We start from the raw sequence: 14,980 nt of genomic DNA on the forward strand, positions 1-14,980 counted from the left end.
CCTCCCAATTTTTCTTATCGATTTTCTTCCCAAAAACGGACAGCATCCGTCAGCCATCCTTCGGTCACTGTTCCTGTGCCTAATCCGAAGCCGTGGGGAAGCCTGTCGTAAGCATGAAATTCAGTCGGGATACCAAGGGCGGAGAGGCTTTGCAACCGCCGTTGCATGGTGCGCCACGGGGCGATGCCATCGCTGGTGCCCACACAGGCGTAAGTCGCCGCGTCTTGCGGGCTAACCGTGCTATAGCCCGTATATTGCATGATGACAGCCGAGGCTTGCGGTATATCTTCGCGTCCGGTCAGCTGATAAAGGTAGTTCGCATTACCGAGCACCGCCGCCATGCGTGCCCCTGCCGAACCTCCCCACAGGGAATAACCGGAGGTGCTTACGCCCAACTCGTCGGCATGGTCGTGGATATAGGTGATGGCGCGGGCAAGGTCTTCGTAGGCATCGTCTGGACGGTAGATGAGTGCAAAGGCATTGTAGCCCAGTTTGGACAGTTCGAGGGCATGGGGAAAGCTGTCGTGCATAGCCCCAACGTAAGCAAACGCACCACCGGCATTGCAGACGGCAAAGAGCGCACCCGGATTTCCCCGGAAAAAGAACAGCCCCGTGTTGCGCTTCTGCGGGTCATCCTGCTTCTCGGCTTCCGTATAGATGTCAAGGAATACGCTATCGGCGTGCGCTTTCAGGTAATTGCAGATTTCGACGGTCTTGTCCGGGTCGATGTAATTGTACCAAACTAAGCGCAAATCTTCTAAGGTCTCGCCGCTCCAGTATCCCTCGTTCACGGGGAAAATCAGTCGTCCGTAGTCGCCGAAAGCCGGGGCGTTCATCACGTCGCTGATGCGGGTGGTGTGGGTGAAAATCTGTTGTGCTTCTATTACTTCTGTCCTTTCCATTTTTTCTGTACAGGCGCATAATCCTGTTGTCATGGCAGCCATTATCATTGCAAGGCAAGTCATTAATTTCATCTGTTTCATGTAATTGTACGGCTGCAAAGTTCGGCATAATCCTTGTGCCGCCTATTACACGAATTACGGCGGATGACTACATTTTTGCGGTTGGTTTAACCTGTCATGTTTTAATATTCAGCTACAGTCTCTATGTTTAACAGGGGGGAACCCTGTGCATGAATAGCAATAATACGAATCAACCCATACTGCGAATAAGACTTAAAGCAGTCAACCTTTTCTACAAAGCTACACAGTTTGCCAGTCCTGTACAGCCAGTGTCTTATTTTAGAAAAGGTTGACTCATAAATCAGAGTCAAGAAAATGAAAAAAGAAGAAAGTTTTGTGCACGATCATTCTTGCATCCGTGCAGTAGAGATTTACCGTTTGTGTAAAGTTGAGGGGTTGGACAATTCCGCCTTAATGAAAAAATTCGGCATAAGCCGTACGACTTTGTATCGTATATTGTCTACCTTTGAGCGTGAAAACCCTCAAATAGCAGAACAGATGAAACGTCAAGGAAAAGATGTGACTCCGGAAGATTACAAGCGTCTTCAGAATGAACTGGCCCGTTTGAAGAAAGAGCTTGAACGGGAACGCCTCCGCGCCGACTTCTATGAAGAGATGGTCGCATTCGGGGAGGAAGTATACGGCATACGGCTAAAAAAAGCTGGCACCAAGTAGCATGTAGGCTGCACGTCCGGGACAAGCGTCTTTACGGCATTGCCCCGATGTGCCGTCTGCTTGGTGTAAGCAAACAGGCCTACTACAAGCATGAGGACAAGCTTTTGCACCGCCTGGCGCTGGAATCTTTCGTTGTGGACTACGTCAGAGAGGTCCGCCGCAAGGATCCGGGCATAGGAGGAGGCAAGTTGTGGCAGATGTACAACCGCCGTTTCGGCACAGCCTGGCACGTGGGCTTCAACCGTTTTTATGCGATAATGGAACGCCACGGGCTTAAGCTCCGCCGCCGTAAGCGTCGTGCCGTGACGACCGATTCGCGCCACGGGCTTCCGGTCTATCCGAACCTGGTGAAAGCGCTGATACCCGATGCGCCCTGCCAGCTGATAGTGAGCGACATCACCTACATCGTATGCTGGACGGATCCGTTGACGGGGGAATACACGTTCTGCTACCTTTCGCTCATAACCGATTATTACACAAAGGAAATCGTGGGCTATAGCGTGGGCGAGACATTGGACTCCCGCTATCCCCTTGAAGCGCTGGAAATGGCCTTGCGGCACTATGGGGACAGGGACTTGAGCGGCCTGATCCACCATTCGGACCGGGGCGTGCAATATGCCAGTTACGAGTACACGCGGCGTCTGAAGGAACGTCAGATCCGCATCAGCATGACCGAAAGCGGCAATCCGAAAGACAACGCGGTGGCCGAACGGGTGAACAACACGGTCAAGAATGAGCTGCTCGGCGGCATGACGTTCCTGAACATCACTCAGGTAAGGGAGGCGGTGAAGGCGGCGGTGGACTTCTATAACAACGAACGTCCCCACTGGAGCCTGGACGGCATGACGCCGGCCGAAGCCTCCCGGTGCAAGGGGGAGCTGAAGAAGAAGTGGACCAGTTTCCGGGAGAGGGCCATAAAAGGACAAAGCCGCCCACAGACCGGAAGCCGGCCGGCCTCCGGATGAAACTTACGTTTTTACCTTGTTATAGAGAGGAAGATGAAAATAAAAGCTTATCTTTGCCTCGAAAACGGAAAGGTAAACCCTTTTCATGAAAAAACGGCCACAGGGTTAACCCTGTGCATGAATAGTAATAATACGAGTCAACCCGTACTACGAATAAGACTTAAAGTAGTCAACCTTTTCTACAAAGCTACACAGTACTGCAGTTTTGCCTTGTCAGTACTGCAGTCCCAGCCTGTCAGGACTGCAGTCCTGACAGGGAGGACTGGCAGAAGGAATATCATGTATCTTGCTGCGCAGTTGATGTATGTTGAAAAGATGACTGGTCAAATGCGGAAAGACATCATCCCCTATACTCCGTCGGGCTTACCCCCAGATGCTGCTGCACGTAACGGCTGAAATAGGCAGGCGATGAGAAACCGAACAGGTCGGAAATACACACGAAAGTCAGCGACTTGTCACGAAGCAGGCGGGAGATGTCGAGCACGGTGTAGCGGTTTATCCAATAGTTGGCGGCATAACCGCTTATCTTACGGGAAACTTCGGACAGGTATTTGGGCGTGACGCACAGCTTGTCGGCATACCAGTTCACTTCACGGTGTTCGCGGTACGTCCCGTTCTCCAGCATATTGAGGAAGCGGCTCATGATGGTGGCGCTTTGCAGCGGGATATTATCCACACCGTAAAGATGGGAATGGAAATCGAAGAAGTCGATGATGAGCATCTGTACAGAGGCTATCAGCAAGTCGCGGCGGAAATGGTGGTCGGTCTGCGCCAGCCGCGCTTCCACCATCTCGAAGTCCCGACGACACAGTTCTCGTTGTCCGGCATCCAGTTTCATGATGGGATTGCGGAACAGAGCCAGCTGGCCTTTCACGCCATAGTTACTGAGCGGCGTGGATAGCACGATGAATTCAGAAGTGACGTATATCACCTTTACCCGGAAATCGTCTGCCGGGCGAATACGTTCCACCAGCTTGCCCTTGCGGACAATCATCAGGTCGCCGGCTTGCAACTCACGTTCCTCGCCGTTATATTTCAGCCGGCAACTGCCTGCCAGGCAAAGGGCATGAGCCAGATAATCGCTGTAAGCATCCGTGCCCAGTCCGTCAAGGGTATCCTTTATGATAATATTTTCCGCTTCTGCCATATCTTCCTTCTTTTTATATCCTTTGCAAATATACGCATTTCAAGCCGATAATTTATTCGCAGTTTCCCAAAGAACTAAGAAGCTGTTTTGAATTTCTCCAAAAAGTTTATCTTAACTTGATGTATCCGTTTTCGTGTGTGCCTTGGGTGCTCTTTTGTTCCTTTCCGCCCCTGTTTTTCGTCAGATTGCCTACTATCTATCATTTCGTTCAACCCAAAAGCCGGACAAGGTGATTGGTTTTACCCAGTCATCTTGTCCGGCATGCCTGCCTCCGATGAGGATTACAAAACGCTCTCCTTACGATATATCTTATCGTATAATTTCACTTATTCAGTCCTTTGTTGTAAACAAACCTTTCTTGTCGCCCTGCTGTATATCACGACAATCACTAGGGTGGTCAGCATCTCTGACAAGCACAATGCCAGCCAGATGCCCTTCGTCCCTATGGCTTGGGGCAAAAGGATGAAAGAAGGTATCAAGAAAATAAACCCGCGCAACAGAGCCAGGAAAGTTGCGGGTTTCACCCGTTCCACGCTCTGATAATATCCTATAACGGTAAGGTTAAGGATAAAGAAGATGAAAGCGGCAGAGAAATAGGGATACCCTGCAATGGCTATACGGGCGGCAGGATTATCCGGACTGATAAACAGCCCCACCAGTATATGCGGAAACAAAGTGAATGCAGCCATGATGATGCCTCCGCTCACAACAGAAGTAAGCAGCGCGATACGTTCTGTTGCCACCACTCTTGACCGATAACCCAAGCCGAAATTATAACTGATGATGGGCTGTGCCGACTGTGCGATGGCATTGCCGACCATGAACACAAACGGTATGTAGTAGCAGACTATGCCGAACGCACCCACACCGTTATCACCCAAGTATTTCATGAACACTTGGTTGCCGACAAACATCAGCGTGGCAAGCGTGGCTTCCGTCAACAAGGCGGATGAACCGATGCGGCACTGGTATCCTAAATTGCGGAAAGAAAGCCTCATGCTTTTAACGCTCCACTTGACCGGATAGAAACGTAATTTACGGGCAAACCGGAACAGATAGACAAGCCCGATGAGACCACCGGCGAACAAGCCTATCGTAGCGGCAAATGCCGCACCCATCAACCCCCAACCTAAAGGAAATATGAACAGCCATCCAAGCAGGACGCTGATAAGGGCTGCTGCCACGTTGCACATCATGGCAAGCCTTGGGGCACCGTCCAAACGTATGATGAACAGGCAGACGGAACACCACATCTGGAACATCAGCGAAGGAACAAACCACAGAAGGTATTCCCTGACCAGCGGGGCAAGATGTTCCGACGCGCCTAACAGCCGTGCGGTAGCAGAAGGATAAGCCATCATCAAAACAGACGGAATGAGCGCCACAACCGTTACAAACAGGATGGCCTGGGTCACATTGATACGGGCCGCTTTGGACTTTCCACGTGACAATTGTATGGAAGCCACCACCGATGAGCCTGCCCCGACCATCAGTCCCACGCCAGTAAACAGCATGAGCAAGGGGATGCAGATATTGATGGCGGCAATGCCGTCGCTGCCTATCCCATGCCCGACAAATATGCCGTCTATGGCTGTGACGGCCGACATGCTCAGCATGCCGAACAATGTAGGGATAAAATACTTCTTGAACAGTGTAAATACTTTCACTGTACCTAAATCAATAGCATCTCTTTTCATTTTCTTATCGTTTTATGTTTATTGTCATGTTATTCGACAAACAAAAAACCGGATAAGGTGATTGGTTTTACCCAGTCATCTTATCCGGCATATTATCTGCCCTCCGATGAGGATTACAAAACGCTTTCTTTCGTAATTTCGCTGCAAAGGTGGGTCAAAGATTTGGAGTATGCAAATTTTTGACTATTTTTATTCCGCTCCACCACCCAAGGAATGATACAGATTGATAATACCTTGTATTTGGTCAAAACGGTCGTTGGTTTCCGTCAGTTCCGCCTGCAGCAAAGCCTGTCGGGCTGTCAATACCTCCAGATAAGAAGCCGAATTACTGAACTCCATCAACTGCTGCGTATTATCGACGGCGGTGCGTAGGGAAGTAACCTGCTCAGCAATGATTTTCAGCCGTGAGTTGGCGGTCTGCCACTGCATCAAGGCATCATTCACTTCACAGCCCGCTTTCAACAGGCTTTGGCGAAAGCTGAGCAGAGCTTCTTCCTGACGTGCCTTAGCGATGCGCAGGTTGGTAATGTTCTGCCCCCGGTTAAAGAGAGACTGGGTAAGTGAACCGATAGCGCTTAACAGCCAGTTGCCGGGATTTACAATCGCTGCTCCATTATTGTTGGTCCATCCTGCCGAACCGCTTAAGGTAATGCTCGGATAGAAGGCGGAACGGGCAGCGTTCGTATTGTAGAACGCTTGTGCCAAAGCAGCTTCCGCCTGACGCACGTCAGGACGGCGGCCCAGCAATTGCAAGGGAACGCCTACCGCTAAGGTGTCGGGGAAACGTTGCCCGTCGAGCGTAGTCCGCTCAATGGAACCGGGCACTCTTCCCAACAAAATGGAGAGCGAGTTTTCCTGTGCACGGATTTGCTTCTGCAAGGTCAGCACCGAGGCTTCTACCGAGAGCTTGCTGGCACGTGCCTGTGCCACGGCGGCTTCGGTTGCCTCACCCACCTGCAGCTTCGCTTCGTAGGTACGGAGAACTTCCGCCCACGATTCGGCGGTACGGCTACTGATATCCAGCTGGCGGTCCAGCGTCAGCAGGTTGTAATAGCTGTTGGCGATGGTGGCAATGAGCTGCGTCTGCACTGCCTGGCGGTATGCCTCGCTTTGCTCTAATGCCGCTTTCGCCCCGCGCTTGGCGTTGGTCAGCTTGCCGAAGAGGTCCACTTCCCAAGCGGCGGAAGCGGCTATATGATAAGTCTTGTCTGTCTTTGCGCCGTCATAACTGCTCAGTTGCCCTTGCGGATTAAGGGACAACGAAGGCAGGTAGGCAAGGCGGGAGGACTGCAACGTGGCTTCCGCCTCTTTCACCCGCAAGCGGGCAATGCCCAGATCGGTGTTATTCGCCAGCCCCTCGCGGATAAGAGGTTGCAGCTGCACGTCGGTAAACAGTTCCGTCCACGGCAGGGAGGCGATGGAGGAAGTATCGTCCGCCGGCACGTCCTGCCCATACAGCCCGTCGGTCTGCACGTCAGAGCGCGAATAGGGTTTATAGATGTGGCAGCCCGCCAGCAAAGCGGCGGCACTGCACAGGATAAGGATTCGTTTCATCATTCTTTCTGTTTTTTCTTTTCTTCAATCGCTTCCATTTCACTCTGTATCTCCCAGTCGGGGATAGGCAAGAACTCTACAGGCTTCACCTTCTCCTGCAGGTACTGGAAGATGATAAAGAACACCGGTACGAAGAACAGGATGGCAAGAATACCGAACAGCATACCGCCTACCACGCCCGAACCTAACGATGAATTACCGTTGGCTCCCGCACCGCTGGCAAACATCAGCGGCAGCAAGCCGAATATCATCGCCAGCACGGTCATCAGGATGGGGCGGAAGCGGACACGGGCCGCTGCCAGTGCCGCTTGAACGAGCGACATACCTGCACGACGGCGGTCGGCTGCATATTCGGTCAACAGAATAGCAGTCTTGGCCAACAGTCCTATAAGCATGATAAGTCCCGTCTGCATGTAGATGTTGTTTTCCAGCCCCATCAGTTTGGCAAAGACAAAGCTGCCCATCAGCCCGAACGGCACGGCGAGGATGACGGCAAACGGCACGAGGAAGCTCTCGTACAGGCCGCACAGGATGAGGTAGAGAAACACCGTACATATCAGGAAGATGATAGCTGTGTTGTTTGTAGTCTGACTCTCCTCGCGGCTGATGCCGGCAAACTCGAAGCTGTAGCCTCGCGGCAGGTTCTCGGCTGCCACCTCGCGAATGGCGTTGATGGCGTCACCCGAACTGTATCCCTGCGCTGCCTCGCCGTTGATGCCCATGGCACTGTACAGGTTGAAACGGGCAAGCGACTCGGGACCGTACACCTTGGTCAGCTTGACGAACTGGCTGAGCGGTGCCATTTCGTTGTTGTTCACGCGGGTGAACATCTTGTCGAGCGACTCCGGCGTGATGCGGTACTCGGGAGATGACTGTATCATGACGCGGTACAGCTTGTTGAAACGGTTGAAATTCGACACATACTGTCCGCTATAGTATCCTGCCAAGGTGGACAGCACAGCATCAGCTGTCGTTCCGGCGCGCTGGCACTTGGCGGCATCCACCTCCACCAGGTATTGCGGGAAGTTGACATTGAACGTGGTGTAGGCAGAACCTATCTCCGGACGTTTCTGCAACGCGGCGATGAACTCCTGACCTACCGTGTAGAGGTCGTTCACCGAGCCGCCCGCACGGTCTTGCAGATAGATCTCGAAACCGCTCGCCACGCCGTAGCCGTCAATCAGCGGCGGAGCCATGGCGAAGATGTTCGCATCGGGGATGTCTGCCGCAAAACCATTGATTTTGGCAAGCACGGCATCAATACCCTGTTCCTTATCTTTACGCTTGCTCCAGTCGGTCAGCATACCGATGACCATGCCACTCGACGGACCGGCACCACCAATCAGCCCGTAACCCGATGTTTCCGAAGCAATAGCCACTTCGGGAATGCTGTCCAGCTTGCGCTCGATTTCTTCCATAACCTCCGAAGTTCGTGCAAGAGAGCTGCCCGGAGGTGTAGTCACGTTCACCATGATGCTGCCCATATCCTCATCAGGCAACAAACCGGTCTTGGTGGTGTTCATCATCCACGCCAATGCAGCTACGGCACAGGCGAAAATACCCACCGCCAGCCAACGGCGGCGGATGAAGAACAGCACACCGCCCATATAGCGTTGTGTGATGACCGAGAACACGGCATTGAACGCCGTACGGAAACGTGCGGCAAAGTTCTGCTTCTCCGTTCCGTCCTCGTTCAGATAAGGTTTCAGCATCAAGGCACAGAGGGCGGGCGAAAGCGTCAGGGCATTGATGGCAGAGATACCCACGGCAGCCGCCATCGTCAGACCGAACTGCATGTAGAACGTACCGCTGGTGCCGCCCATCATGGATACGGGGATAAATACTGCCATGAACACCAACGTCGTCGTGATGATTGCCGAAGTGATACCGCCCATCGCATCCATTGTCGCCATATACGATGACTTATAGCCTACATCGAACTTCGCCTGCACCGCTTCGACCACGATAATCGCATCATCGACCACAATACCAATGGCAAGCACCAAAGCGAACAACGTCAGCAGATTGAGACTAAAGCCTGCCACAGACATGAAAGCGAACGTACCCACCAGCGACACCATAATGGAGATAGCCGGGATAGTCATCGACTTTACATCTTGCAAGAAAACATAGGTGATGATGACTACCAGGAGAAATGCCTCGAAGAGCGTCTTGATGACCTGGTGCATGGAGGCGTCGAGGAAGTTTTTCGTGGAGTACAGCTCATCGAACTGTACGCCCTTTGGCAGATTCTTAGCCATCTCCTCAATACGCGCGTCAATCTGGTTGATGACCTCTGTGGCGTTCGAGCCTGCCGTCTGATACACCATGAACAGCGTGCCGTTGTGCCCGTTGGTCATGCTTTTGTAGTTATACGCCTCATCGCCCAACTGGATGCGTGCCACGTCCTTCAGGCGCAATACCTCACCCGTGGGCAGCGACTTGATGACCATGTCACCGAACTCTTCAGGCGTGACGAGGCGGCCCTTGTACTTCATCGTGTACTGGAACACGCCTTCATAGTTCTCGCCGAACGAGCCGGTGGCGGACTCGATGTTCTGTGCATTGAGTGCCGCAGTCACATCAGAGGGTACAATGCCATACTGCGCCATCACGTCAGGCCTCAGCCAAATACGCATACCGTAGTTGGAGCCGAGCAGCGTCACTTCACCCACACCCGTGATACGCTTCAGCTCGGGGATGACGTTAATCTGCAGGTAGTTGTTCAGGAACTGGTTGTCATAGCTGTCATCAGGGCTCCACAGGGTGACGGCTTTCAGCATAGACTTCTGCTGCTTGTTGGTGACGACACCGATGCGCGTTACGTCCGAGGGCAACTGCCCTTGTGCTTTCGACACACGGTTCTGCACGTTCACCGCCGCCATATCGGGGTCGGTTCCCTGCTTGAAGTAAATGGTGATATACACGTCACCCGCGTTGGAGGCGGTAGAGTAAATATAGGTCATGTTCTCAACGCCGTTGATGGCCTCCTCCAGCGGCACGATGACAGATTTCTGCACCGTCTCAGCATTGGCACCGGGATAGCTGGTAGTCACCTCCACCGTAGGCGGGGCAATATTGGGGAACTGCTCGACAGGCAACGTCACCAACGAGATGCAGCCCAGCAGCACAATCGCCACCGAGATAACGATAGACAGCACCGGGCGTTCGATAAATGTTTTCAGTTTCATAAAGCTTCTTCTTTCTGTTAGTTTCGCCACAGGACACAGAGTACCACAGAGAAATAAATTTAAAGACTCTGTGTGCCTCCTGTCCCTCTGTGGTGAGTTATCAATTGATTTTCACTTCACACTGACAGGCATCCCGTCTTGCAGCAGCCCGACTCCTTCAGAGACAATACGTTCGCCAGCCGATAACCCGCTACGCACGATGTACTTCTTTGCCTCGTTGAGCGGAGTCACCTCGATGCGTGTAGCCTTTGCCTTACCGTCTACCACACGGTAGGCGAACACTTTATCCTGAAGCTCGTAGGTGGCACCCTGTGGGATGGTCAGCGCACTGTCTTTCTTTTCGGTAATGAGCACGTTGCCTGCCCCACCGCTATGCAGTAGTCCCGTGGGATTAGCGAAGGCTGCACGCAGGCTCACGGCACCTGTCTGCGCATCAATAACCCCACTTATGCTTTCCACACGACCCTCTACACCGTAACTGGTACCGTCATTCAAACGCAGCGTCACGGCAGGCATCTGCCGGAGCGTCTGCTCCACCGAACCGTAACGCCGGATGAGCGAGAGCATCCGGTTTTCAGGCAGTGAGAAGTAGACGTACATCACCGAATTGTCTGACACCGTGGTCAGCGGCGAAGCGGAGGAGGAGCTGACAAGTGCGCCCACACGGTAAGGAATCGTGCCGACAACGCCGTCGGCAGGACTTGTCACAATTGTATAAGAGAGATTATTGCGGGCATTAAGCTCCTGTGCCTCCGCCTGTGCCTGCTGAGCCTGAGCGGTGAGCAGGGCATTGTGCGCCGTACTCAGCTCGAACTGCGATATTACTTTCTGGTCGAATAGCTGGCGCTTGCCGTCGTAGGTGAGCTGCGCGGTGGCAACAGCTGCGCTTGCCGCTTCTACGTTGGCGATAGCGGTCTGGAGGGCGGCTTCGTAAGGTACCTGGTCGATAATGAAGAGTGTCTGTCCCCGGCACACACGCTCGCCCTCCGTCACTGCCACACGGGTGATTTTGCCCGACACCTGCGGAAAGATTTCAATATCTTGCCGCCCGCGTATGGTGGCGGGGTAATCTTCCGTTACTTCTACTGCCGACTGTGCCACGGTGACAACGGGATACGCCTGTGGTTTTTCCTCTGTTGTTTTGGCAAGAAACTAAGCATGCCCCGCATAACACAGTCCATACAAAAATCATTTGTCTCATATCCATATACTATTTTGTTTTGTAATGGGCGCAAAGGTAGGACGTTTCCCGTCCAAAACCGGTGGACAAATCCCGACAAGAAGGATACTTTTGAAAACAAGCAGATGGTGGTAGGAGACTATTTCATACATTTGCAGTAAAAATAGAAACACCTATGTTGCTGACGGAAGGAAAAGACTATGAATACGGCCTCTGCAACTGGAGAGACCAGCTTGGGAAGAGCATCCGCACGGACGGATGCATCCTGTTGTTTTGTGTATCGGGCAGGGCACTCGTTTCGGTGGAGTTCAAGCCACGCGCCGTGCGTAGAGGAGATATCGTCATGATATTTCCCGACACCCTGTTCGTGGTAAACGACGTGTCGGAAAGCTTTGCCGCCAAGCGCATCGAAATCTCCTCCAGGCTGTTCGATGAAGCCACGTTCACCCTCTCGTCACCTTTCTTCGACTATCTGTACGAGCATTCTATCTTCCGCACCTCACCCGAGCAGTGGGAACAATTGGGTGTGTGGGAAGATCAGCTCCGCTGGATTATGCGGTGCAGGTCGCAAAAGTCGGCTTACGTGATGTTGCGCAACCACCTGCAGAACTTCTTCATGGCAGTGGAGAGTATTGTGGTGTCGGAAGGCGCGCAGACAGAGATACTGCCTACTAGTCCCGCCCGGCGGCTCTTCAACCGTTTCTGCCGGTTGGTGGTGGAGCACTGTTATGTGCACCACGACGTGAAGTTCTATGCCGATGAGCTTTGCATCACGCCCTATTACCTGTCGAAGATAACCAACAAGGCGATAAAAATATCTCCCAAAGAGTTGATTGACCGACAAATTATCCTGGAAATGAAACGGCTGCTGATAAATACGGATATCTCTATCAAGGAGCTTGCCACACGTTTCCACTTCGACACCGTGTCGTATATGGCTCGCTTCTTCCGGCGGTATACGGGGTATACTCCCAATGAGTTTCGTAGACAGTGATAAAATATGCAGTTTGCAAATCTTCTTTTTTACCCTAATGATAAATCCCAAACAAAGCCAAAGTCCTACTTTTGCAGATGAAATATAAATCTAAAATCTTATTTATATGCATCTCACAAAAGAAGAACAATTATTGGCTACAGGAAGAATTACTGCGCTGTTCAGGAAATTTGCCATACCCGGAGTGGTCGGGCTGTTGTTTATCGGCTTGCAACCGATGATTGACGGCGCGGTGTTGGGAAACTTTGTCGGTACGGAGGCGTTGGCAAGCATAAATATCTTTGTCCCGATATATACGTTCATGAGTGCGTTGGCTGTCGTTGTAGGTGTGGGTTGCCAGGCAATTGTCGGCATGGCGCTGGGAAGCAAGGATTATGTCAAGGCGCATAGCGCTTTCAAGACAGCCTTCTGGTCGCTGCTTGTGCTGGCTCTTGTCATGGGATGTACTTTTGTGCTTGCGGCAGAACCGTTGTGCCGTTTCCTGGGCGCGAACGAGGTGTTGCTGCCTTATACGGTTTCCTATGTACGGGCTTTCTCCTTGTTTTTTCCGTTCTTGTTGCTGACGTTCCTGTGCGATTATATGCTGAAAGCCATGGGACGACCCTATTTCGCCATGCTGGTGCTTGGCGGGACAGTAGTGCTCAACCTGCTTCTGAACCTCCTTTTTGTCGGTGTGTTTGGGTGGGGCACGGCAGGCTCGGGCTTGGCTACGGGTATCGCATTCACAACCGGTTTTGCGGTCATGGCTCCCGCATTGCTGAAAAAAAACAGTCTGGTCAGTCTCCGGAAAGGACGTCTCTCTTTCAGGTTGCTGGGTCAGATGACATACAATGGCTCATCGGAAGGCTTGTCGGAGTTGTCAGCCGGCATTACGGTATTCCTCTTCAACTGGGTGATGATGAAGAACTGGGGAGAAGTGGGAGTAGCTGCATTTACGGCCATCAATTATATGCTGAACTTGGGAGTGCAGATGTTCGTGGGGCTGTCGGACGGCATAGTGCCTATCCTGTCGTTCAACTACGGAGCCGGTCATCTGAACCGAGTGAAAGAGACCTTGTTTCTGGGTTTCAAGACGAATGCGACCATCGGCATCATCCTGTTCTGCATCATGTTCTTCGGCAACGAGTTCATCGTCTCCCAGTTCTTTGCAGACGGGGGCAGCCATGTGCTGAAGATAACCTCCATCGGAGCGGCAGTCTGCGCCTTCGCTTTCCTGCTGAACGGCTCGAACATTCTGTCATCGAGTTTCTTTACCTCGCTGGGCGATGCACGTACCTCCGTACTTGTGTCTTTGCAAAGAGGGCTGTTGTTCGTTGTGCTTGGAATCATGATATATCCGGTTATTTTAGGAGATAACGGCGTGTGGCTGACGGTTCCGTTGGCAGAATTCTTTACCTTTGTCTCCACCATATATCTGTTGAGAAAGAGATTAAAGAAATGGAGCGTTAGTATTCACGCATAATCATAGTTACCGGTATGAAAGAATGGACAGAAGTACTTGCCGACAGAGAAGGATTGAGCGAAGAGGAAATCCATTGGCTGACGGACAATCAGGAAAGGAGGTCGTTTGCCAAGAATGAAATCGTCGTCCACAAGGATGAGGTCGACAGCAACGTGTATATCCTCACCAAAGGCATCTGGAGGGCTTACCACTTCAAAAACGGAGAGGAAGCCACCGCCTGGTTTGCCACGCCGGGCGAACTGGTGTTTTCCGTCTGGGGCTATATTTCCGACGAGCCTTCGCGCCTGTCGTTCGAGGTCATGACGGAGAGCGAGGCCATTTGCCTTTCCAAAGAAGAACTGCACAGGCATTTCAACTCCTCCATTGCCATGGCAAATTTAGGGCGCAGGATGCTGGAGAACTTCATCCTGCTCTACGAGAACTGGCTCATGGACTTATGGAAAAAGAATGCTTTCGAACGCTACCTGACGCTTTTGGACGAATATCCGGAGGTCATCCAGCAAATCCCCATGAAGTACATCGCGTCTTACCTGGGTGTCACGGTGCAGTCCTTGAGCCGCATCCGGGCATCACTGAACGAAATGAAATGACAACATATCACTTTGCACAAAACGAACAGGAGGTTAAACAGATGAACATACGGTTTGAACCGGTACCGCGAAACGAATTCGGGGACTTTAAGAAAGATGTCAAAGAGATTTTTGCCATCGGTATCATAGAACATTTCGGTATGCCCGATGACGGTGAGCCTGTCCCCGACCGGGATGTGGACGAGGCACTTTACCATCCCAATGCCGATGTCTTCTACGTCTATCAGGACAACAGGCGAGTCGGCGGTGTCGTGCTGACCATCGATAAGGAAACCCATCGCAACAAAATGGACCTGTTCTACATCTATCCGGATTGCCACAGCCGGGGACTTGGGTATGCCGTTTGGAAACAGATTGAAAGCATGTATCCCGAAACAAAGGTGTGGGAATTGGTAACGCCTTGTTTCGAGAAACGGAACATCCATTTCTATGTCAACAAATGCGGATTCCACATTGTCGAATACTTCAACGCCCGCCACAAGGACCCGGACTATCCTGACAGCGGGTATGAATACCGGGCGGAATACTTCAGGTTTGAAAAGCTGATGAAGCCATAAGGGAGA

At 52.1% G+C, this 14,980-nt stretch carries 11 protein-coding genes and 1 pseudogene; 6 read left to right on the plus strand and 6 right to left on the minus strand.

The genetic code is table 11. The features are described 5' to 3' along the window. Positions 1-14 precede the first annotated feature (14 nt). Complete coding sequence (locus BACSA_RS09710) at positions 15-974, minus strand: alpha/beta hydrolase (RefSeq protein ID WP_218959008.1); 960 nt, start codon at positions 972-974, stop codon at positions 15-17. A 303-nt stretch (positions 975-1,277) separates the two neighbouring features. Between BACSA_RS09710 and BACSA_RS09715 the strand changes: the two genes are divergently transcribed. Both BACSA_RS09715 and BACSA_RS09720 read left to right on the plus strand, forming a co-directional pair. Beyond that, positions 1,278-1,637: a hypothetical protein gene (locus tag BACSA_RS09715; protein ID WP_013616650.1), complete on the plus strand. Its 360-nt coding sequence runs from the start codon at positions 1,278-1,280 to the stop codon at positions 1,635-1,637. 8 nt (positions 1,638-1,645) lie between these two features. Then, complete coding sequence (locus BACSA_RS09720) at positions 1,646-2,602, plus strand: IS3 family transposase (RefSeq protein WP_262501257.1); 957 nt, start codon at positions 1,646-1,648, stop codon at positions 2,600-2,602. A 340-nt stretch (positions 2,603-2,942) separates the two neighbouring features. Here BACSA_RS09720 and BACSA_RS09725 read toward each other — a convergent pair whose 3' ends face one another. From BACSA_RS09725 to BACSA_RS09745, 5 genes and pseudogenes are all read right to left on the minus strand, one after another. Next, entirely contained in the window at positions 2,943-3,749 is an 807-nt protein-coding gene (locus BACSA_RS09725; RefSeq protein ID WP_013617934.1) for a helix-turn-helix domain-containing protein, read from the minus strand. Positions 3,750-4,075: 326 nt separating this feature from the next. Next, entirely contained in the window at positions 4,076-5,446 is a 1,371-nt protein-coding gene (locus BACSA_RS09730) for an MATE family efflux transporter (RefSeq protein WP_013617935.1), read from the minus strand. A 189-nt stretch (positions 5,447-5,635) separates the two neighbouring features. After that, positions 5,636-7,000: an efflux transporter outer membrane subunit gene (locus tag BACSA_RS09735; protein WP_041584347.1), complete on the minus strand. Its 1,365-nt coding sequence runs from the start codon at positions 6,998-7,000 to the stop codon at positions 5,636-5,638. Continuing rightward, positions 7,000-10,191, minus strand: coding sequence for an efflux RND transporter permease subunit (locus BACSA_RS09740; RefSeq protein WP_013617937.1), 3,192 nt, complete (start codon positions 10,189-10,191; stop codon positions 7,000-7,002). Before BACSA_RS09740 ends, BACSA_RS09735 begins: the two co-directional genes overlap by 1 nt. A 111-nt stretch (positions 10,192-10,302) precedes the next feature. Then, positions 10,303-11,325, minus strand: a pseudogene (locus BACSA_RS09745) (efflux RND transporter periplasmic adaptor subunit); the annotation flags it as partial. A gap of 221 nt (positions 11,326-11,546) precedes the next feature. Here BACSA_RS09745 and BACSA_RS09750 point away from each other — a divergent pair. The 4 genes from BACSA_RS09750 to BACSA_RS09765 all read left to right on the plus strand — a co-directional run bounded on the left by BACSA_RS09750 (position 11,547) and on the right by BACSA_RS09765 (position 14,974). Further along, on the plus strand, positions 11,547-12,365 hold the full coding sequence (locus BACSA_RS09750) for a helix-turn-helix domain-containing protein (protein ID WP_013617939.1): 819 nt from the start codon (positions 11,547-11,549) through the stop codon (positions 12,363-12,365). A 106-nt stretch (positions 12,366-12,471) separates the two neighbouring features. After that, positions 12,472-13,827, plus strand: a complete 1,356-nt coding sequence (locus BACSA_RS09755; protein WP_013617940.1) for an MATE family efflux transporter — start codon at positions 12,472-12,474, stop codon at positions 13,825-13,827. A 14-nt stretch (positions 13,828-13,841) separates the two neighbouring features. Next, positions 13,842-14,417 carry a Crp/Fnr family transcriptional regulator gene (locus BACSA_RS09760; protein ID WP_013617941.1) on the plus strand — a complete coding sequence of 192 codons (576 nt, stop codon included), beginning with the start codon at positions 13,842-13,844 and terminating at the stop codon, positions 14,415-14,417. Between the two features lie 41 nt (positions 14,418-14,458). After that, on the plus strand, positions 14,459-14,974 hold the full coding sequence (locus tag BACSA_RS09765) for a GNAT family N-acetyltransferase (protein WP_041584349.1): 516 nt from the start codon (positions 14,459-14,461) through the stop codon (positions 14,972-14,974). The last annotated feature ends 6 nt before the right edge of the window (positions 14,975-14,980 follow it).

Origin of the sequence: Phocaeicola salanitronis DSM 18170 (assembly GCF_000190575.1) — a bacterium.
Lineage (GTDB): Bacteria > Bacteroidota > Bacteroidia > Bacteroidales > Bacteroidaceae > Phocaeicola > Phocaeicola salanitronis.

Excerpts from the sequence above, each read along its gene's own strand:
- BACSA_RS09755 (WP_013617940.1), top strand. The coding sequence starts at position 12,472 with ATGCATCTCACAAAAGAAGAACAATTATTGGCTACAGGAAGAATTACT.
- BACSA_RS09735 (WP_041584347.1), bottom strand. The coding sequence starts at position 7,000 with ATGAAACGAATCCTTATCCTGTGCAGTGCCGCCGCTTTGCTGGCGGGC.
- BACSA_RS09750 (WP_013617939.1), top strand. The coding sequence starts at position 11,547 with ATGTTGCTGACGGAAGGAAAAGACTATGAATACGGCCTCTGCAACTGG.
- BACSA_RS09715 (WP_013616650.1), top strand. The coding sequence starts at position 1,278 with ATGAAAAAAGAAGAAAGTTTTGTGCACGATCATTCTTGCATCCGTGCA.
- BACSA_RS09730 (WP_013617935.1), bottom strand. The coding sequence starts at position 5,446 with ATGAAAAGAGATGCTATTGATTTAGGTACAGTGAAAGTATTTACACTG.
- BACSA_RS09740 (WP_013617937.1), bottom strand. The coding sequence starts at position 10,191 with ATGAAACTGAAAACATTTATCGAACGCCCGGTGCTGTCTATCGTTATC.
- BACSA_RS09765 (WP_041584349.1), top strand. The coding sequence starts at position 14,459 with ATGAACATACGGTTTGAACCGGTACCGCGAAACGAATTCGGGGACTTT.
- BACSA_RS09725 (WP_013617934.1), bottom strand. The coding sequence starts at position 3,749 with ATGGCAGAAGCGGAAAATATTATCATAAAGGATACCCTTGACGGACTG.
- BACSA_RS09760 (WP_013617941.1), top strand. The coding sequence starts at position 13,842 with ATGAAAGAATGGACAGAAGTACTTGCCGACAGAGAAGGATTGAGCGAA.
- BACSA_RS09710 (WP_218959008.1), bottom strand. The coding sequence starts at position 974 with ATGAAATTAATGACTTGCCTTGCAATGATAATGGCTGCCATGACAACA.